The 19900-nt window shown below is 64.8% G+C and carries 19 protein-coding genes; 6 read left to right on the top strand and 13 right to left on the bottom strand.

From position 1 onward, the window contains the following. Positions 1-73: 73 nt before the first annotated feature. Both H8F26_RS18955 and H8F26_RS18950 read right to left on the bottom strand, forming a co-directional pair. Positions 74-1579, bottom strand: a complete 1506-nt coding sequence (locus H8F26_RS18955; protein WP_197156554.1) for a 1-acyl-sn-glycerol-3-phosphate acyltransferase — start codon at positions 1577-1579, stop codon at positions 74-76. Then, positions 1576-2523 carry an alpha/beta hydrolase gene (locus H8F26_RS18950; protein WP_197156552.1) on the bottom strand — a complete coding sequence of 316 codons (948 nt, stop codon included), beginning with the start codon at positions 2521-2523 and terminating at the stop codon, positions 1576-1578. The genes H8F26_RS18955 and H8F26_RS18950 overlap by 4 nt, the downstream gene beginning before the upstream one ends. A 134-nt stretch (positions 2524-2657) precedes the next feature. Here H8F26_RS18950 and H8F26_RS18945 point away from each other — a divergent pair, with 134 nt between their 5' ends. From H8F26_RS18945 to H8F26_RS19960, 3 genes are all read left to right on the top strand, one after another. Continuing rightward, the gene (locus tag H8F26_RS18945; protein ID WP_197156550.1) at positions 2658-2900 is read left to right on the top strand and encodes a hypothetical protein; all 243 of its coding nucleotides are present in this window, start codon (positions 2658-2660) and stop codon (positions 2898-2900) included. 87 nt (positions 2901-2987) lie between these two features. Beyond that, entirely contained in the window at positions 2988-3704 is a 717-nt protein-coding gene (locus H8F26_RS19965; RefSeq protein ID WP_197156549.1) for a cytochrome P450, read from the top strand. Further along, positions 3674-4426, top strand: coding sequence for a cytochrome P450 (locus H8F26_RS19960; RefSeq protein WP_197156548.1), 753 nt, complete (start codon positions 3674-3676; stop codon positions 4424-4426). The genes H8F26_RS19965 and H8F26_RS19960 overlap by 31 nt, the downstream gene beginning before the upstream one ends. Here the strand turns inward: H8F26_RS19960 and stpA are convergent. Next, on the bottom strand, positions 4365-5618 hold the full coding sequence (gene stpA, locus H8F26_RS18930; RefSeq protein WP_231605358.1) for a glucosylglycerol 3-phosphatase: 1254 nt from the start codon (positions 5616-5618) through the stop codon (positions 4365-4367). The genes H8F26_RS19960 and stpA overlap by 62 nt on opposite strands. Before the next feature lie 162 nt (positions 5619-5780). Next, complete coding sequence (locus tag H8F26_RS18925) at positions 5781-5966, bottom strand: hypothetical protein (RefSeq protein WP_197156544.1); 186 nt, start codon at positions 5964-5966, stop codon at positions 5781-5783. Positions 5967-6391: 425 nt separating this feature from the next. Here H8F26_RS18925 and H8F26_RS18920 point away from each other — a divergent pair, with 425 nt between their 5' ends. After that, a complete protein-coding gene (locus tag H8F26_RS18920) occupies positions 6392-8038 on the top strand; it encodes a mechanosensitive ion channel family protein (RefSeq protein ID WP_231597973.1) in 1647 nt (548 codons plus the stop codon). A 117-nt stretch (positions 8039-8155) separates the two neighbouring features. Here the strand turns inward: H8F26_RS18920 and H8F26_RS19770 are convergent, their stop codons facing one another. After that, positions 8156-8311, bottom strand: a complete 156-nt coding sequence (locus H8F26_RS19770; RefSeq protein WP_231605356.1) for a hypothetical protein — start codon at positions 8309-8311, stop codon at positions 8156-8158. A gap of 22 nt (positions 8312-8333) precedes the next feature. On the opposite strand from H8F26_RS19770, the gene H8F26_RS18915 reads away from it, so the two are divergent. Next, positions 8334-9290: a mechanosensitive ion channel family protein gene (locus H8F26_RS18915; RefSeq protein WP_231605354.1), complete on the top strand. Its 957-nt coding sequence runs from the start codon at positions 8334-8336 to the stop codon at positions 9288-9290. A gap of 257 nt (positions 9291-9547) precedes the next feature. Then, entirely contained in the window at positions 9548-10336 is a 789-nt protein-coding gene (locus H8F26_RS18910; protein ID WP_197156540.1) for a hypothetical protein, read from the top strand. 52 nt (positions 10337-10388) lie between these two features. On the opposite strand, the gene H8F26_RS18905 is transcribed toward H8F26_RS18910, so the two are convergent. The 8 genes from H8F26_RS18905 to H8F26_RS18870 form a co-directional block, all read right to left on the bottom strand. Then, positions 10389-12245 (bottom strand): V-type ATP synthase subunit A, encoded by a 1857-nt coding sequence (locus tag H8F26_RS18905; RefSeq protein WP_197156538.1) that lies wholly within the window; start codon positions 12243-12245, stop codon positions 10389-10391. After that, positions 12242-12985 (bottom strand): DUF2764 family protein, encoded by a 744-nt coding sequence (locus tag H8F26_RS18900; protein ID WP_197156536.1) that lies wholly within the window; start codon positions 12983-12985, stop codon positions 12242-12244. The genes H8F26_RS18905 and H8F26_RS18900 overlap by 4 nt, the downstream gene beginning before the upstream one ends. Beyond that, entirely contained in the window at positions 12982-13683 is a 702-nt protein-coding gene (locus H8F26_RS18895; RefSeq protein WP_197156534.1) for a hypothetical protein, read from the bottom strand. Before H8F26_RS18895 ends, H8F26_RS18900 begins: the two co-directional genes overlap by 4 nt. Before the next feature lie 62 nt (positions 13684-13745). Then, complete coding sequence (locus tag H8F26_RS18890) at positions 13746-14198, bottom strand: ATP synthase subunit C (RefSeq protein WP_197156532.1); 453 nt, start codon at positions 14196-14198, stop codon at positions 13746-13748. Then, on the bottom strand, positions 14195-16003 hold the full coding sequence (locus tag H8F26_RS18885) for a V-type ATP synthase subunit I (protein ID WP_197156530.1): 1809 nt from the start codon (positions 16001-16003) through the stop codon (positions 14195-14197). The genes H8F26_RS18890 and H8F26_RS18885 overlap by 4 nt, the downstream gene beginning before the upstream one ends. Further along, entirely contained in the window at positions 16000-16611 is a 612-nt protein-coding gene (locus H8F26_RS18880) for a V-type ATP synthase subunit D (protein WP_197156528.1), read from the bottom strand. The genes H8F26_RS18885 and H8F26_RS18880 overlap by 4 nt, the downstream gene beginning before the upstream one ends. After that, positions 16608-18074, bottom strand: coding sequence for a V-type ATP synthase subunit B (locus H8F26_RS18875; protein WP_231605353.1), 1467 nt, complete (start codon positions 18072-18074; stop codon positions 16608-16610). The genes H8F26_RS18880 and H8F26_RS18875 overlap by 4 nt, the downstream gene beginning before the upstream one ends. Positions 18075-18482: 408 nt before the next feature. Beyond that, positions 18483-19814: a S41 family peptidase gene (locus H8F26_RS18870; protein ID WP_197156526.1), complete on the bottom strand. Its 1332-nt coding sequence runs from the start codon at positions 19812-19814 to the stop codon at positions 18483-18485. Positions 19815-19900: the final 86 nt, after the last annotated feature.

The raw sequence follows: 19900 nt of genomic DNA, 5'->3' as shown, positions 1-19900 counted from the left end.
CGTCTCATGGCCAGCCGGATCCAGCCACTACCACCACCCATCCTTAGGGATTGAACGATGGGTCTTGAATGATTCAGATCCATGCCTGCTCGAAGGCTGCCTGGATGCGGGCGGTGATGGCCTGGGTCTGCGGCCGAGGTCGTCCGGCCGTGTCTGGCCCATCCGGTGCGGTGGCCTGAGCCGGCGGCGGGCCCTCCGGCCGCAGCTGGATCGGTTCGGCCACCTTGAGCCGCACCTGCCGAGGCCCGAGCCCAGGCCGGCGCGGCAGCCGCGCCCCCTGCAGCCTCTCCAGAGCGTCGTGGAGCAAGAGGGATGTTTCGGCGAAGCGCTCGAAGCTGGGGCGGCGTGCCACGTAATCGCCAGACACCGCCACCAGGCCCTCCGCCAGTCGCATGTGCACCAGGGCCATGGCCGCATCACGGGCGAGCCAATCGGCCAGGGCGCGATCCAGGGGGGCCAGAGCGCAGCGGGGCGGCAGGTCTTCGCGAAACTGGCGCCGCCAGCCCTCTTCCTCCAGCCGGCGGCACCGTTCTTCGGGGGTGCCGCCGCCGCTGAGACCGAGGCGGTTCTCCGCCACCGCCAGGGCCCGATCGAGCAGTGCCCGGATCCGCTCACCCCGGCCGGGCAGATCCGACCCCCTCCCCTGGGCGGCAGTCTGCCGGGGGGCAGGTGCTGGGGACCCCAGCTTGAGTTGCGGGGCGAGGCGTTCGTAAAACCGCTCCAGCTGCTCGATCAGCACATCCCCGATCGCCAGCAGCCGCGGGTAGAGCCGCAACGCCGTTTCTGTGATGGCCCCGTTGTCCTGGATGGCGGCGCTCTCCGGCGCTTCAGCCCCTGGCATCGTGCCGGCCCGATCGCTTGTCAGACCCACCAGCCCTTCCAGCCGCTCCAGCAGCTGCTTCAGTGCTCCCCAGTTCCGGCGGCGGTAGCGGTACTGCAGGTTGATCGGCACGATCCACACGGCTTCGCTGCGGCCGGCACGGTCCAGGTCCTGCACACACCACAACCCCAGCTGGGCCACACCGTTCTCCAGGGGGCCCAGCTGCTCGCCGTGGCCGTTGGTGGCCCCCTCCGGAGCCACCGCAAAGGGACAGGCTCCCTCCAACACCAGGCGGCGACTGGTGCGCAGGGCCGTCCAGTCGGGGCGCCGGCCGCGCCGCAGCGACACTCCCCCCAGGCGGGAGAGCACCCAGGCGAGGCCGCGTCCGCCCCAGAGCGGCATGCCGCGGTCGTAGAGGAACTGGGCATGCAACGGCAGATGCAGGCGCACCCCGTGTCGGCGGGCCAGGACCGGCACCCCGCGGGAGAACAGCCACAGGGCGGCGAGGGGATCATCCACTTCCCCATGGCGGAACGCCAGGATCAAGCGCAGGTTTCCGGCCTGAAAGCGCTGGAAGGCCTCCACCAGATGCTCCCCCTCCACCAGCTCCAGCCCTTCGATCCGCGCCGGCAGCCACACGAACCAGCGGAAGCGCAACAGCAGCGGCAGCAGGCCATGCAGCAGTCGCACCATCGCCATGCTCAGGCGAGGCGGGATCGGTTCCAGGCCCTGGCCGTTCCGTCCGTGCATGGGGGTCACGGCGATCCGGCCGGCACCGCCAGCAGGGCCTCGATCCAGCTCCGCAGGTCAGCCAGCACCTCCTGGCGGTCCAGATCGTCAAACAGTTCGTGGAAGCTGGCTGGGTAGAACCGCCAGGTGCTGGTCGCTTCCGGCAGCCCGGCGAAGAACCGTTCCGCTGCCGCCGGCGGGGTGACGCCATCGGCGCCGCTCTGCAGCAGGAGCAGCGGCAGGGTGATCCGGGGCGCCTCCGTCTGCAATCGCCCAGCCACCGCCAGAAATTCGGTGGCCAGCCGCGCTGAGCAGAGGGTGTGCCGGTAGGGGTCGCGGCGGTAGGCCTCGAGGCGGATCGGATCGCGGCAGGCCAGCTTGAGGGGGAAGCCCGTGGACAGGGTGAAGGAGGGCCAGATCCGTGAGAGGAGGCGGGCGCACAGCAGGCGCCAGGAAGCTGCTCCTGTTTCTCCGACGGCAGGATTCGAGACCACCGCCCCGATGAGCCGGGTGCTGGCCTCATCCGGATCCAGCACCGCATCCAGCACGAGGGTCCCTCCGAGGCTGTGACCCAGCAGCAGACAGGCCAGGTCCGGGCGGGCTGCGGTCACCTCGCTGGCGAGGAACTGATCCAGACAGTCGCGGTAATCGCTCCAGGACCGCACCAGCCCCCTGGGACCGTCCGAACGGCCATGGCCCGGCAGATCAAAGGCGAACACCTCCAGACCCCAGCCCACCAGCTCCTCGGCCAGGTCTGTGAACAGACCGCTGTGACCTCCGATGCCGTGCACCAGCACCATCGCCGCCCGGGGCGGCTCCGCACCGCTCCAGCGCTGCCGGTAGAGCCGCAGACCCGCAGGTGCCAGGCTGGTGGTGGCGGTCCACCAGCCTTCCTGCCGACACACCGCGCCGCTCCACTCAGCGGGCTGTCCTGAGGTGGGGTGCCCGGACGCGGGGCTGGATGGCTGGGGCATCCGTCTGGCGGGTGAAGGGGGGCGTCCCCAGGGTGCAGCCGATGGGCTGACGCTGCATGGGTACGAGGTGCTACGAAAATCATCGCCAGCGGTGACAGCCGCCAACAATGCGGGGGTCGTCCGCCCCTCAGGCCATGCCCGTCGGAGCACCCGGGCAACCCCAGCCGCTGGACAGCGTGGGCAGCGGGGGAGGGGATGGGGATCCTGCTCCCGGCCTGGATCTGGTGGCGCTGCTCAGCCTGGTGGGCTGCCTGGCGGCGGCGCTGCTGATGGCCCACGGCATCGTTCGGGTCCATCAGGCGGGTCTGGTTCTGCTGGGCGATCCCGAGGCCCGCGCTCAGCAGGTCAGCCGGCTTCCCTCCAGCGGGCGCGACTGAACGCAGGCCAGCCCGCCGCCCTCAAGGCTGGAGTGCATCCATCGCCACCACGCCCCGTGGCGTCCCGTCGTTTCCCCTTCGACCACCTTGCCCCAGACCAAGACTGAGACCCAGGCCCAGGGTCAGCCTCAGACCAAGTCGAAGCCTCGGACCCTGCCCAGCTCCGCGCTGCCGGCCGGCCCGCGTTCCCCCTGGGTGGTGCAGACGTTCGGCTGGATCCGCTCACCCTTCCGTTTCATGCGGCGAGCCGCCAGCCGTTACGGCGATGCCTTCACGGCACGGCTGGGAGGGGGCGGAAGGCCGCTGGTGATGCTCAGCGCGCCGGAGGATCTGCGCACGCTGCTCAATCAGGACGACGGCGATCCGTTCGATGCCCCCGGGGACCTCAACGCCCTGTTCGAACCCTTCCTCGGCACCGAGTCGGTGATCGGCATCAGCGGCGACCGACATCGCCGCATGCGCAGACTGTTGATGCCTCCCTTCCACGGGGAGCGGATGCGTTCCTATGGGGAGACGATTGCTCAGATCAGCGATGCGGTGATCGATGGCTGGCCTGTCGGATCGACCTTCTCCGCCCAGAAGGCGATGCAATTGATCTCCATGCGCGTGATCCTCTCCACCGTCTTCGGGCTGGCGGAGGGGGAGCGCTACCGGGAGCTGGAGCGGCTGCTGGTCGCCCTGCTGGATCAGATGAGCAGTCCGGCGAGTGTGAGCCTCCTCTACTTCCCGCTGCTGCGGCTTGATCTGGGGCCGCTCAGCCCTGGGGCGGCTTTGTGCGCCGGCGTGCCGCGATCGATGCCCTGATCAATGACGAGATCGAGCGGCGCCGCCGGCAACCCGAGGCGTTTGAGGTTTCGAGCGACATCCTGTCGCTGCTGCTGGCGGCACGGGATGAGCAGGGGCAGCCGATGACGGACCAGGAGCTGCGGGATGAGCTGATGACCCTGTTGGTGGCTGGCCACGAAACCACCGCCACCGCCCTCACCTGGGCGCTCTACTGGCTGCATCGCAGGCCGGAGCTGCGTCTGCGCCTGCAGCAGGAGCTGGCTGGAGTTGATGCTGCCGCCGACCCCACGGCCGTGTTGTCTCTTCCCTATCTGGCGGCGGTCTGCAACGAGACCCTACGCATCTACCCGGTGGGCATGCTCACGTTTCCGCGGGTTGTGCGCCGTCCCGTCACCCTGGCAGGCCAGCGCCTGGAACCGGACACGCTCGTGATCGGCTCGATCTATCTGGCTCACCGTCGCCCGGCCGTCTATCCCGATCCCGAGACCTTCAGGCCCGAGCGCTTCCTCGAGACCAGCTACAGCCCCTACGAATTCCTCCCGTTCGGTGGCGGCAGCCGGCGCTGCATCGGCATGGCGTTCGCCCAGTACGAGATGAAGGTGGTGCTCAGCCGCATTCTCAGCCGCGCCAGCCTCGAACTGGACGCCACCCATGCCGCCCACCCGGTGCGGCGGGGCCTCACGTCGGGGGCGTCGCCGGTGCGTCTGCGTCGGACGGGATCGCCCCACTCCCAGGGTTGAGGGCCGCGGCCAGCCCGGCGAACCAGGCGGTGTACTGGCGATGGCCGCCGGCGAAGAGGTACTGGAGTCGCAGCGGATCGGCGGGATCGCTGATCCCCTCCACCGCTTCCCAGGGGGGCTCAGCCCCAGGGGTGCCCTCCTGCAGGCCATCCCCCAGACCGGGCCGGCGCACCTCGCCGCGGCTGCTGTCGACGAAGAGCACCAGGTTGTCGGTGCTGAACTGGCGGCCGAGATCCTGAACCAGCCGCAGGAAGCCCCGGTCACTGCCGCCCCGCAGCCGTTCGTTTGAACCGGGCTTGATCGGCTGGGAGGTCACCGTGTCGCCGACGCCCACCAGCTGCGGCAGCGTGGCCGGATCGAAGCGCTCCTGCGCCAGCCGCAGCAGATCTTCATGGCGGCGTGGTGCCGTGCGCACGGTGAAGTCGGCCCCGAGGGGATGGCGACCGGTGCTGCGGTGCACGTGCTGATTGAGCAGCACCAGCACGCCCGCCTCCTTGACGGCACCGCTCAGCATGAACTGGAAATCAGTGGTGCCGGCATCGCCCGCCTGGCCGGGCCTGAGCAGCTCGCGGTCGCCGCTTCTGCCGAGGTTGGGGGCGAGGTGCACAAAGAACGACCCCTCCAGCCCGGCTGCCGCCGCCTGATCGAGCAGCCCCTCCATCAGGCCGGCCATGGCCTGTTGCAGCCGGCCCCACAGCTCCGGTTCTGCCCCGAAATAGGGGAAGAGGGTATTGATGTTCAGGGTGGGGGAGACCTGGTTGTCGAGCACGGCGGTCTGCACCAGTGCCTCCAGTTCGTCGCCCCGCAGACCGAAGGACGGCCCTGCCAGCACGGTGGTCAGGTCCTCGCGCAGCCGGATCGGCACATGTTCGAGAAAGCTGAGTTCGGCATCGCTCACGCCGGGATGCTCGATCCGGCCGTGGCAATCCTGGATCTGCACACCACCGCCGGCCAGACCCGGCAGGTAGAGGCCCTCGCGGCGCACCGCCTCGGCATCGCCCACGGCCGCTTCGACGATGGGATTCATGCCGCGGCGGCCGCCGTGCTCGCCGTTGGTCAGCACGGCGAAGCTCCCCTGCATCGCCTTGCAGGCCCGCAGGTAGGCCGGATCAACCCGGCGCTGCAGGGGATCACGCACCAGGGGCATGCAGACCCCATCGAGATCCTGGATCAGCAACAGCGGCCGTGACAATCGGGACCGGACTGCTCCGGCCCCTGTGGAGCCAATCCTTCTCCCCTGGCTCAGCCCCTCCAGCAGACGGTCATGGTCACCACTGAAATGGGCGCTGCTGAGCTGGGAGATCGCCAAGGGCCATGGGTGAAATGTCTTGGGGCATCATCAGACTGCCCCTGCTCAGATCCATCGCCTGCCATGCAGCTGCGCCATGGCTGATTCCGCAGCCCGGAGCTCGCGCTCGGTCTCGATCCAGCTCTCATTGCCGATCGGCAGGAGTTCCACCTGCTCGGCCAGCTGAGCATGCAGCACCTCCAGCCGTTCCCGCAGGGCGGTCAGCCTGGAGCGGGTGCGCAGGGTGGACATCTGCAGCTTGGATGCGCTCGCAGGGGCCACAGGACATGCAACCGACATGCTCGGTTGGAGGGAGGGCGGCGGGATGTCCATGGGGACCTGTTGCGGAGAACAAGTGACGCGGTCCGGCTGAAGGCCCGACTGGCCCGGCTTCACCGATCCAGCAGGCTGAGGACTGTGACACGTCCAAGGTTGTCCCATCCAACCCAGTTCTGGCCTGGGCTCTTAATATTTAGTTTCGATTTGGCGGGGTCTGCGGGGGTGGGAAGTTGGCACGAGATTCGTGGCCTCGCGTCAGCCTCAGGCACCGGCCTTCTGGAGAGAGCGGCATGACCCCAAACCGTCTCCCCCCTCAAGGACGCCACCGCCATAGACGGTCCCCGAGAGGCCGTCAGCGACTGCCTCGGTTGCTGTTCCCCATCGTCCTTGCGGCGTGGTTGGCGATCACGGTCGGGGCGGGACTGCTTCAGGGGGCAGGCGCGACACCGCTCGGGCCCGTGATTCCCCAGGCCGCAGTACCGGCAGAGAAGGGATCCGCGGGATCGCTCACCAAGGCCGCCTCGCAAGCTGCGGGGCCCGAGCAGGTGGAGCTGGACGGCCGTCCCTTGTTCGGCGTCTGGTCATCGAATGAGTTCAGTGCCGAACAACGGGTGGAGCCGGTCAACCGCATCCTCCAGCAGGCCGTGCTCTCCCGTCGCCCCGTGCAGATCACGGTGCGGGAGCACAACAACCTTCCCGTGCTCGCCCTCGACGGGCAGGTGCTGATCACCGTGACCCGGCGCGATGCCCCCGATGGGCTCGACCCCTTTGCCCAGGCCCAGCGCTGGAAGGCGGAGCTGGAGAAGGCGATCGAGCAGGGCCGCCGGGAGCGCCATCCGGATCACGTTCGCCGCAGTCTCCTGCTGGCCGCAGCTCTGCTGCTGCTTGCCTGGCTGGGTCAGCGCGCTCTGGGGTGGCTGGGCCGGAACCTGGCGCAAAGGTATTTCGAGCCGGCTGCGATCGATCCGGCGCGCCCCATGCGCGTTCAAGGTCTGCGCTTTCTGCTGCGCAGCGGGATGCTGGCGCTGAAGATCGGTCTGTGGATCTCTGCGATCGCCCTGGCGGCTCAGCCGTTTCCCAGCGCCCGGATCGGCTTCTATCGGGTCGCCACCGCCCTGAGCGACAGCCTCGCCTCACCGTTTCTTCCCTTGGGAGAAAACAGCTACTCCGTCCTGGATGTCGTGGTGTTGCTGGGTCTGTTTGTGCTGCTCACCCGCCTGGTTGGGGTCCTGCAGGGGCTGTTACGCAGTCGGGTCCTGCGATACACGGGCATCAACGTGGGAGCCCAGGAGGCGGTGGCCTTTGTGGTGCGCTATGGCCTGCTGTTCATCGGCACCCTGGTGCTGCTGCAGCTCTGGGGCCTGGATCTGTCCTCTCTCACTCTGTTCGCGGGTGTCCTGGGCGTGGGCGTGGGCCTCGGTCTGCAGGGCATCACCAAGAATTTCGTGAGCGGTCTGGTGATCATCTTCGAGCAGCCGATCCGGGTGGGGGATTTCGTGGAGATCGGTGATCTGCAGGGCACCGTGCAGCGGGTGAATCTGCGCAGCACGGAGGTGCTCACCCTGGATCGGATTGCCATCATTGTGCCCAATTCCGAGTTCCTCGAATCCCGGGTGGTGAACTGGAGTCACGGCTCCACCACCTCCCGCCTGCAGGTGCCTCTGGGGGTGGCCTACGGCAGTGATCCGCAACAGGTGACCCAGGCCCTGTGCGAAGCCTGCGCAGATGTGGACGGCATCCTCAAGGAACCGGAACCGCAGGTGTTCTTCCAGGGCTTCGGCGACAACGCTCTCAACTTCCATCTGCTGATCTGGATCAACCAGCCACTCCGTCAGTATGAAATCATCAGTGCCCTGAACTACCGCATCGAAGCCGTTATGCGGCAATACGGCATCACGATCCCCTTCCCCCAGCGCACCCTCCATCTCAGCGAGGGTGCGCTGCAGCTGCAGCTGCCGACGGAACTCAGTCGTGCTCTGTTGGGAGGGCTTCCAGGCCCACAGGTTGGAGCCGATGTCTCCACCAAGGGGATGCCGCCCGGCTGATTCCCTGCACGTCTACCTGGGGGCCGCCTCGCTGGATCTGTGTGCTGCAGCATGGCTCAGGGTTCAGCCACGCAGGCGTCGATCTCTGCATAGGGTGCACCCGAATGTGCCGCAGGATCAACGGATGCCGATGGGAGGAATCAACAACACCGCCGCCTTGGCCATTCTCAGCACCCTGGGCGGCATGGCCCTTGGCGCTTTCGTGGTCTGGCTGGCGTCGCGTCTGCTCAAGCGCTGGGTGATGCGGCTGGTCGGGCGAACCAGCAGCCGCACCGACGATCTGCTGGCCAGCCTGGTGTTGAGCACGATCACGCCGCTGGCCTATCTGGGGGTGGCGGTCTGGGGGTGGCAGAGCCTGGTGTCTGAGCTGCAGGCCCTGGCCGCCGGTGCCTGGCTCGACCGGGTCGTGGAGGGGGCCTTCCAGTTGGTTGCCATCGTGCTGGTGGTGCGCTTGGTGAACAGCAGTCTGTTGCTGCTGTTGGATCGCTCGCTGCGCCGGTTCGGCAAGGACAGGCAGATCGCGACTCTGCAGAGTCTGGCCCCGATGATCCGCACCTTGTTCTGGTTGCTCGGGGGACTGGTATTCCTCCAGAACCAGGGCGTGGAAATGGGCGCGATCTATGCCTCCCTGGCGGGTGCCGGCATCGGTATCGGCCTGGCCCTGAAGGGGCCAGTGTCGAACTTCATTAACTATCTCACGATCCTGCTGGATCAACCCTTCGAAATCGGGCAGGTGATTCAGTTCGGCGGGCACTGGGCCTCGGTGGAGAGAGTGGGAATCCGTTCATCGAGTCTGCGCAGCCTCGATGGCGAGCGCATCGTGATCAGCAACGAAGATCTGCTTAGCCAGACGATCCGCAACTTCGGCGATCTGCCCCGCCGCCGGCTGGTGCATCACATCGGTGTTGAATACCAGACCTCACTGGAGAAAGTGCGCCGCATTCCTGCGCTGTTGCAGCAGGTGGTCGAGCAGGTGCCGCCGGCTGAGTTCGATCGCTGTCATTTCGTGCGGTTTGCAGACAGCGCTCTCGAATTTGAATTTGTGTATTTTGTCCCAGGTGGTGATTACGTCCTGGCTCTGAATGTTCAGCAAGAAGTGAATTATCAGATTATGGAGAAATTCCTCGATGAAGCCATCGCCTTTGCTTACCCAACGCAGACCCTCTTCCTCGAAGGGGGCTCAACACCCCCTGCAATGCCTTCAACAGGGTCCTCCGCAAACTCTCCTCAAGTCATTTCAGCCAAGACTTGATTATTGGAGCTTCGCTATGTCCATGGCTGCCTTTCAGTCAAGTAAAGCAAATCCAAGATCTTAGCCATGGGTCAAGAGCTCGCTAATGATTCGCCGGTCGAATGTGATCCGAACACCGTGGCTTTCATGGTCTCAATGACCGGCGACTAAGGCCTGGAACCACCACGTCCCTCCGTGCTGGGACGACATCGTCATGGCGCGCCGGAATGTCTTTCCCTACTGTGGGCTCACCCGCTGTTTCACAGGGACTCGCCTCCATGTTCGAGAGTTCTCCGCCTGCTCCGGCTCAACTTGATGTTTTCGAAGCGGTCAGGCAAGGCTGGGCGGCCTTCAGCCGGGCCCCCTGGGTCTTCGTGGGGTTCTCCCTGCTGCTCACGGTGGTGAATGCGATTTTCAGTGGCATTCAGCGGCTGGGTACCAATGAAGAGGGACTGCCAATCAGCGGGCCGATGGCGTTGGTGGCGCTGCTGGGGGCTGTGGCCGGTGTGATCGTTAGTCTCTGGGGGAGCGTTGCCCTGGTGCGGGGATCCTGGAGCGCTCTTGAAGGTGGTCAACCCAGCTTCGCGACCTTCGTGCGCTGGGATGGGGCGGCCATGATCCGGCTGTTTCGCAACGGGTTGGTGCTCGGCGTCCTGGTGGGGTTGATGCTCCTCGTGGCCGCCGGCCTGGCCTTCGGAGTGGCGCAGCTGAGCCAGTTGCTGGCAGTCCTGCCCTTGCTCGTGGCCCTGCTGGTGCTGATCTATGTGGTGATCAATCAGAAGTTCCTGGCCCAGGTGAGCCTGCTGGAGGGACTTGGCCCGATCAGCGCGATCCAGCGGGGCCGCGCTGTGGTTGACCCGCAATGGGGCCAGGTGCTGCTGCTGGGCCTGGCGGAATTTGCCGTGATGCTGCTCGGCTTGATGGCCTGTGTTGTGGGCCTTTTCGTGGCCATTCCCGTGGTGGCCTGCATCAGCACTGCCGCCTACCGGCAGGTGTTCGGGACCACCGATCTCACCGGCCTGATGACGGGCAGCGACGCTGGACAGGATGCGGCCTCCCTGGTCTGAGACCCCCACGGATCTGCACCGCTCAGCTCTCGCCTGGTCTGCTCAGCTCAGCTCAGCGGCTGGACACCGGTTCCGTCGTCTTGGCGATGCCAGGCGGATGAGCCTGGGTGGTGGCGAGAGTCTGGATCTGTTGCAGAAAGCCTGTGTAAGTGGGCGAGTTGGTGGGTGCATAGTTGAGGTTCTTGAACAGACCGGTCAGGCGGGTGAAGAAATCACGAACGGCCTTCTTGTCGTTGAAGTGATAAGTCTGGTCCACCAGCCCGCAGACCAGATCGAAGCAGGTTTTCTGGCGCTCGATCGAGCAGCTGGCATCCACCTCGTCGAAGGAATCCTGCTGGAGGTACACCATGTCGAGAAACAGGGACTTCTGATACAGAATGAAGTCTTCGATTGTGACGCCCTCCTCGCCGGTCACCTGAATCATCTGGTTCACCGCATCACCGCGGCGCAGCAGATCGGTCATGGCCTGTACCCGCTTTACCCAGTCGGGGGCGACATGCTTGGCGAACCACCCTTCGAGCTGGCCGAAGTAACGCGACCAGGACATCTGGATGTCGACCGCGGGATAGAAACGCTTGTAGGCCCGATCCGCACTCAGTCCCAGGAAGGCCTTCACGGTGCTGAGGGTGGATTGGGTGACCGGCTCCTCGAAGTTGCCGCCGGCTGGTGACACGGTGCCGATCATGGTGAGGCTGCCGACGCTGCCGTCGTTGGTGCGGATGATGCCGGCCCTTTCGTAGACACTCTTGATCGAGGAGTCGAGATAGGCCGGAAAGGCCTCCTCTCCGGGGATCTCCTCAAGCCGGCCGGAGGTTTCGCGCATCGCCTGGGCCCAGCGGGAGGTGGAATCGGCGATCAGCAGCACGTTGAAACCCATCTGGCGGTAGTACTCACCCAGGGTGAGCCCGGTGTAGATCGAAGCCTCCCGGGCCGCCACGGGCATCGAGGAGGTGTTGCAGATGATGATCGTGCGATCCATCAGTGATCCCCCCGTTTTCGGGTCGATCAGTTTGGGAAATTCGGTGATCGTTTCCACCACCTCGCCGGCCCGTTCGCCGCAGGCCACCACGATCACCACGTCCACGTCGGAGTGGCGCGAGATCATGTTCTGCAGCACGGTCTTGCCTGCGCCGAAGGGCCCCGGGATGCAACCGGTTCCCCCGCGCGCGATCGGCAGAAACGTGTCGACGATCCGCTGGGTGGTGATCATCGGCTCCTCCGGATAGAGCCGCTCACACAGCCGCCTCTCCAGCAGGTTCTGGGGCAGGGGTTGTCGCACCGGCCATTCCTGGGTGAGGGTGAGGGAGCGGCTGTTGCCCTGGGCATCGCGGATGCGGGCCACCGCGGTGTCGATGGTGAAGCTGCCCTGCTGAATCCAGTCGAGCGTGACCTCTCCAGGCTCGGCGAAGGGCACCATGATCTTGTGGGTGAAGCGGCCTTCCTGCACCGTGCCGATCACATCACCGGCCCTGAGCCGCTGGCCCATCCTGGCGGTGGGCTGAAACGACCATTTCCGCTCGGTATCCAGGGGCGGCACCACGGCTCCCCGGGGCAGGAACGTGCCATACCCGGCAGCCAGCCCGGCGAGGGGATTCTGCAGGCCGTCGTACACCTGGCCCAGCAGACCCGGCCCGAGGGTGACCGACAGCAGTTCGCCCGACTGTTCGACGGGATCTCCCACGCCCACTCCCTTGGTGCTTTCGTACACCTGGGCATCGGCGGTGGAGCCGTGCACCCTCAGAACCTCGGCCTTGAGGCGTTCCTGCCGGTTGCCGTCCTTGCGGCCCGGGAGGATGTAGATCACCTCATTTTTGAGGATCGGTCGCGGATTGGTATCGGCCATGGCGATCGTCACCAGGTCGTCCTGCACGGCGACCACGCGGGCGATGTTGAAGCTGGCTTCGGTCATCGGCTGGCAGCGGCGGGTTGGGTGGCGGGAGCGGATCGAGGGGGGGGCGGAGCCTGGGAGCCGTTGGTGATGCCCGCCAGCGAGGTACTGACGAGATCGCCGAAGCGCGTCACGGCCAACCGGGCGTCGTAATGGGACCAGCGATCGACCAGCGCCCAGCGGGCGACGTACACAACCACGGCCTCGAGGTCGAAGTGGTGACCGAAACCAAGACGGTCAAGATCCTTCCAGATCACTCCGAACAACGAGCGTTCCAGCGTCACCAGATCTCCCGATTCGAGCAGGTGGCTCACGTTGGGGATCCAGGGGAAGACCGCCTCAAGACCGAAGGCCGGCTCCTTCCAGCGCCGCTCGATCGTGTTCACCCAGGGACCAAAGCCCCAGGCGGGACCCGTGGGGGGCTCGCTTTCGCCGCGGTGGCGTCGGCGCAGGGCCGCGATGATCGTGCGCAGGTCGAGACGCTGGGCCACCAGCTGGCGCAGGGTGGGGTTCGACACCTCCTTGAAGAACTGATTCGCCGACTCCAGCAGACGGGCGTCCACCGGAGCAGCCAGACTGTCGTCATCCCGCACCGACTGGGAGAGAAAACCCACCATCAGGTCCAGGGTGTGTTTGTCCTCGGGGTGCAGCAAGGTGAGGCGGCTCTCGAGTTTCAGCATCGAAATCGCCGGTGCCCGCGCCTCCAACAGACCTCCCAGGGGCGGCAGGCTGGCCATCAGCGCCGTGTAGCGGGGGCTCATTTCACGACACCCTCCAGCAGCGCCCGGAAGCGAGGTTGCAGATGCTGAAGGATGGCCTCGGCCACGGCCGCATCACTGATGTCGAGCATCACATCGCGATCCACCAGCCGCAGTCGCAGCCCCTGCTGGTGGTCGGAGGCGACGCCGAAGCTGACCCCCTCGCGCAGGATCCCCCGGGACACGAGCTGCACGAACCGGGTGAGCACACCGTTTTCGAGCTCCTGGGGATTCTGGCTGAGTTCCTCGAGGCCGGCGATGTGGCGGGGCAGGATCACTTCAGGCTGCTCGGAGCGGTCGGCCTCGCCCCGTACACGACCCACCACCTCCAGGATCATCTTTTCGAGGATTTCCTGCTTCTGCTGCTCCTCTCCCACCAGCTGGCGCACTTCGCCCCGGAACCGCTCCATCAATTGCGACTTCAGCTCCAGCACCGCATCCCGCAGGGCCAGCGTCAGGGCCTGCTTGCCGGAGTTTTCCAGGGTTTCCGCCTGATGACGGGCCTGCTGCACGATCTGGTCGGCCTGCTGGCGGGCCTGATCAAGCAGATGCTGGGCATCGGTCCGGGCATCGGCCACCAGTTGATCGGCCTGGCTCCTGCCGGCGGTCACACCCTGATCCCGCAGACGGGAGATCAGCTCCTCAACCCCCGCAGCGACCTGGGCCGGGGTGTCTTCACGTTTGGTTCGGAACTTGGGCATCGCACTCCAGAACAGAGGAGGGGGAACAGCGGATCACAGAGTTGGACGTGATACGGAGTGACTTACTTGGGAATCCCACCGGCAGCCACCAGGGCGAACACAAAGGCAAAGACGGCGAAGCCCTCCACGATTGCGGCCGGTGCCAAGGCCAGGCCGAAAATCTCCGGCTTCGACTTCGATCCGGCGATCGCCGAAGCGCAGCAGAGACCCTGATAGATCGCGGCAATCAGAAAGGCGAGTCCCGACAGAGTGCCCAGGCCGAACAGGGCCCCGGCATTGGCCGGGATCACCGGCCTGTTGAGGATGAACATCACCACAATGCCGTAGATCGACATCGACGATGGCAGCGCCGAAAGGCCGACAAAACGACCGTAGCCGCTGTTGACTTCCATCATCGCGCCGATCGCTGCCTGACCGGCAATGGTGCAGCCGATCGCGGCACCGATCGCCCCCAGAGCGACCGGGGCATAAATCCCGATCCAGCCGAGAGCGAGTAGAGAGAAATGGTCGTTCAAGAGGCAAGCTCCTTTTTGATGAAAGGCCTGAAGGGAACACCTTCCCCGGACAGCCCCCAGTTGAAGAATTCAATGAAGTTCAACCGTAGGCCGTGCACAAATCCACTGATGATCGCCAGCAACAGATTGATGCCATGGCCCAGCACCAGAATCAACAGGGCAATCGGCACACCCAACGCCAGGCCCGAGTGTGAGACCTGCCCAGCCAGCTGGTTGAAGGTGATCGCCAGGGAAGCGCTCGCCAGGCCCAGGGCAAACAGACGGAGGTAACTCATCACATCGCCGAATAACTTCGAGATGGCGGTAAGCGATCCCAGCCCGTCCAGCAGGCGCAGCAGCAGATCGGCCGGATGGCTGATACGGCGTTCACTGCTGAGCAGCAGAACGGTGAGCAGTCCACCCGCAATCAGGCCGATGCCCAGGTGAAGGAAGGGAGTCTCGGCCTGGCTGAGATAGAGCGTCAGCCCGCCCAGAATCACCGCCATCCAGCCGATCGGTGGTGCCGTCTGGGCCAGCGACTGGCCCCGCAGGGCCACCACGCCATTGGCCAGGAGCAGGTGGGCACAGCCCACCACCAGCGACAGCTTCATCATTGCGGCGAAATCATTGAGATCCAGCAGCTTGCAGTGCGCCAACAGGGAACCAGCTGGAGGTGCTACGCCGAAATAGCTGCCGGCCAGAATTCCATAGATCAGCGCCATCACCAGGCCCACAACCGCCAGAATGCGGAAGTGGCGTCCACCGGACGAGCGCCCCATCGCTGTCCACTTCAGGCCTACCACCAGCCCCAGCACCAGGGCATAGCCGGCGTCCGCCATGATCATGGCGAAGAAGAACGCGAACGAGAAAAAAACCACGATCGAGGGATCCCAGTCGCGGTAGCCCGGGGTCTCGTAAAAGGCGACCAGATCCTGGCCGCCGCTCAGGGTGGCGGGGTTGCGCAACAGGGTGGGTGGGGAGTCCTTCGGCTCCGGCACCTCGGCGAGATAGGCCAGACCGTGCTGTTGCGCAAACGCGTCGAGACGGGGCAGGGCGGGGCGAGGAATCCAGCCCTGCAGTTGCACCAGCGTGTCGTCATCGAGGGCCATGCCGCTGGCCTGCTCCCGCGCCTGGGCGTCCTCGGCCCGGGTGAGGTGTTTGGAGAGCAGAAACACCCAGCGGCTGAGCGATTCGTGCTCGGCCTCCACATCCTCCAGGGCGGTGCGGGCGTCATCGAACTGGCGCTGCACATCCCGATGGGATTGGGCCCCCACATGGGAACGGGCCACGGGCAGGAGTGCCTGATCGGGTTCCTGCTCGGCGATCAGGGCGTAATACCCATGGGCGGGGGATTCGTGCAGCAATTGCCAGGGCAGACCAAGACTGCCAAGGGCACCACGAAATGCGGCGGCCTTGGGGTGGGGCACCCGGTAGAACCACAGGAGATTGCCCGCCAGTCCATCCTGATCGGGAAGGCTGAAGTCTCCCCAGGGCTCCAGTTCATCCAGTCGCTTGCCCAGGGCCAGCACCCGATCCTCGGCCTGCTGCTTGCGTTGCCTGTTGGCCAGGGCTTCGGCCACGATGCGGTCGAAATCAAACGTGGCATCGACCCTCGTCTGATGGCGCCGTCGCCGGACATCCATCAGATAGCGCAGGGCCTTGCGGGCGTCTTCGCTGGGCCGTGCGACCACGAAATTCTCGTCTTCCGTGGTGCTGGTCAGGGGGATCAGATGCACGCAGCCGAGGCTCTGGAGGCCATCGAGCAGGGGTTTCCGGTCGGCCGAGAGCCCGAACAGCGTGAGTTTGGCCAGAGGAATGATCGTCATGGCGCTACGGCGGTTTGCCGTTGTTTCTTGCGTTTGGCGATCTTGGAATTCACCACCCCGGCGCGCTCCGCATCGGCCAGGTAGATGGTGATCTGTCTGATGTTGCTGCGGGTCCGGGGGATCAGCACCCGATCGAACAGATTGAACCGTTGGGTCACCTTGCGCTCGGCCTGTCGCAGCAGCTCCAGCCGCTGCTCGGCCACCTGCAGTTGCAGCTGATTGCGCAGGGCCTCCTGCAGCCAGCCCACCACGGCATCCACCCAGAAGGGCCGGCTCAGCAAGCCATAGTCGGCCACCCGGAAGTCCACCCCTTGCAGTTTCGGCAGGCGGGTGCCCATCAGGTTTTCCTCCTGTTGATGAACGGCGGTGATGGTCACCAGATCCGAGAGGTCGATCCGCTCGTGGGCCAGCATCGGACAGGATTTCCCAACCTCCGCCTCGATGGCGGCCGCCCGGGTTCGGGCCTCCTCCAGCTGCTGGCGGGCGGCTTCTCGCTCCGCACTGAGTTGACGACGTTTGAGGTCCAGGGACGGCAAGACGTCGTGATAGGTCTTGAGCAGACCCTTCTGCCGGCTGAGGGAGGCTTTGGTGAGGGAGAGTCTGCTCATGCGACGGTGGTTGTCTGCGGGCCTGATGGCGGAGAGCCTGGCTGCGAAGAATCTGGTTGCGTTGAAGCTGGCTGGGTTGAAGTTGGCTGCGTTGAAGTTGGCTGGGCAGGAGTTGGCTTCGGAGGAACTGGATGGGGAAAGTACTTGTCGATCAGTTCCTGCTTCATCAGCAACTCCTGAGGCTCGAAGCACTCGGCCAGGGTCTGCCAGGCCAGATCCAGGGCTGCCTCCAGCGGTAGATCCACATTGATGTCCATGAAGCGATCACGGAAGAGGTCGCCGAAGTGGATCAGTTTGCGGTCGTAGTCCGAGAGCTCGAATGCCATGGCCTGCTTCTGCTGCGCATCCCTGGCGCCGGCATACAGCCGGATCGTGGTGTTCATGATCTGGCTGTGGTCTTCCCGGGTCACCTTGCCGATCACGTTCTGCTTGAGCCGCGACAGCGAGCCGAAGGGATCGATCATGCCGTCGTGCAGATAGAACTGCCCTTCGGTGATATAGCCGGTGTTGTCCGGCACCGGGTGGGTCACATCGCCGCCAGGCATGGTGGTGACGGTGAGCAGCGTCACCGAGCCCCCCTTGGCGTAATCGGCAGCCTTTTCGTACCGGCGCGCCAGCTGGGAGTAAAGGTCTCCCGGGTAGCCGCGGTTGGCCGGTACCTGATCCATGGCGATGCTGATCTCCTTGAGACCATCGGCAAAGGAGGTCATGTCGCTGAGCAGCACCAGCACCCGTTTTCCTTCTTCCACGGCAAATTTCTCGGCCACCGCCAGGGCCATGTCGGGGATCAGGATCCGTTCCACGATCGGGTCGGAGGCCAGATTGACGAACATCACCGTGCGGGGGAAGACACCCGCTTCTTCGAAGGTCTTGCGGAAGGCGTAGTAGTCGTCGAAGATCAGACCCAGACCGCCGAAGACCACCACATCGGCATCCGCCTGAATGCCGATCCGTGCCAGGAAGGGATTGAACGGTTCGCCGGAGATGGAGAAGATCGGAATCTTCTGGCTTTCCACCAGACAGTTGTAAATATCAATCATCGGCACGTTTGTGCGGATCAGCTTGGAGGCCAGGATGCGGCACATCGGATTCACCGATGGACCGCCGATTGGTACCCGGGGATCCTGCGAAAGTTCGGGTCCACCATCCATCGGCTCGCCGGTGCCGCGAAACACCCTGCCGAGGATGTTGTCGGAATAGGTGGCCGTCATCGGATGGCCGAGAAAGCGTACCTGCGAGTTGGTCGAGACCCCCTTGGTTCCACGAAACACCTGCAGGGCCACCGAGCCCTGCTTCAGATCAATCACCTGGGCCAGAGAACCACTGCCGTTGGCGTTCTGCAGGACCGCAAGATCGTTGAAGCGGGGTGTATTCTCACCCACTTCTTCTCCGGCAGGAACCTCCACCCGGATGATGTCGCCCACGATCTCGAGGATCTTCGAGTAACTGGCGAAAAGGCTCATGTCGTGGCAGTCGCAGCCCCTGGGCTTCTGGGTTGAAGTTTCAGTCCGGAGAACCGGAACGTTCTTCTTGCACCCTAGGCATTCAGCTTCAGATCGTCAGCTCCCTGCGGCATCTTTTTCATCAAAACCTGCCAGCGGCCGAAGGGTACTGAGCTGTAATCCACCTGCAGCCCTATCACCAGTCAGGGGTTGCGATCGGACAGGGGTCACAAACAATGTGGCTTTCCAAGGGCACAAGCTGCTGGACATCAAGGCCTGGGATGGCAGTGGATCAACGGCAGTGGCTCCAAAGGGAATGGCTGAAAAGAATGGGTCTCTCAGGGCACGTGCAGGCCAAAGCCCGGATCACGGGCTGGCAGTGGGCCCCGCTGGCCTAATGAGGCTTGACTGTTGCCCCAGAATCCCGATTCAGCGGCTACCCAGGGCCGCCGGCAGGTTTGCGCTGCCGGGCTTGTAGGTGCTACCGGACGTGGCGGTGATGCGCAGCTGCTTCATCAGGGTGGATTCGGCGGCCCGGTACTGGGTGTCCTTGGCGGTACCCAGATCCTCAAGCTTGAGCTTCTGAGCCTCCGCCTCAGTCATCTTGGCCGGCACGTCGGGATCGATGCCGTGCTTGTGGATGTCGCGGCCACTGGGTGTGAGGTACTTGGCAATCGTCACGGTCATGCCGGAGCCGTCCGACAGGCCACGCACGGATTGCACCAAACCTTTGCCGAAGGTCTTCTGCCCGACCAGCACGGCCCGCTTGTTGTCCTGCAGAGCACCGGAGAGAATTTCGCTGGCGCTGGCAGATCCTTCGTTGACCAGGATCACCAGGGGCTTTTCTGTGAGTGCCCGGCCGGTGGCCCGCTTTACATCCTGGATGCCGTCCCGGGTCTTGGTCGATACGATCGTGCCCTCGTTCAGCCATTGCCGGGCAATCTCGACGCTGGCCATCAGCAGGCCGCCGGGATTGCTGCGCAGGTCTAGTACATAGCCCTGCACACCCTTCTCCTCAAGATCCTTCACCGCCAGCCGCATATCCTTTGTGGCATTGGCGTTGAATTGCTTGAGGCGGATGTAACCGACCTTGAGGCCTTCCCGGGTTGTGTTGATCTGATGATCCACCGCATGCAGTTCAATCCTCGCCCGCATCAGTGGCACCTCAATCAATTGACCTTTGCGGCGCAGCGTGAGATTCACCTTGCTTCCGGCCTGGCCGCGGATCAGCTTGACCGCATCCTCGGTGGTCATGCCCTTGGTCGTCTTGCCGTCGATCGCCGTGATCACGTCCTTCGGCTGCACCCCCGCTCTGGAGGCCGGTGACCCGTCGATCGGGCTCACCACGATCAATTCCTTGGTCTCCTTGTCAATGCTCAACTGGATTCCCACCCCGGAGAGCTCTCCGGAGGTGTCGATCTGCATCTCCTTGAATTCCCGTGGATCCAGGAAACGGGTGTAAGGGTCGTCAAGGCTGCCCAGCATGCCGCGGATGGCCTCATAGGCCTCCTTGGGGTTGCCGTAACTCTTGGCCAGGATGTCGCGACGCAGCTGCCGCCAGCGATCGGGGGTGTACTTGCCGGTGGTGTCCAGATAATCCCGGAAGACGATCTGCCAGGCCTGGTCCATCACCTCCTTGGGGCTGTCGCTCACCAGGGGACTGCCTCCGGGGGCCATCACCAGTTCGCGGGCCATGACGGCAGTGGCCGCACAGGCGCTCAAGCCAACCAGCACCAGGATGCCGGCGCGACCTCTGGCCATCAGCTTGCGCTCCCGTCGTCAGTGAATGTCCCTTTAACGTAACCCCCGTGGCCGATTCCGTCGTAACGGATCTCCGCACCATCACC

Origin of the sequence: Synechococcus sp. CBW1006 (assembly GCF_015840525.1) — a bacterium.
GTDB lineage: Bacteria > Cyanobacteriota > Cyanobacteriia > PCC-6307 > Cyanobiaceae > CBW1002.
The sequence above is the reverse complement of the archived record's forward strand: the minus strand, read 5'-3'. Positions and strand labels throughout refer to the sequence as shown.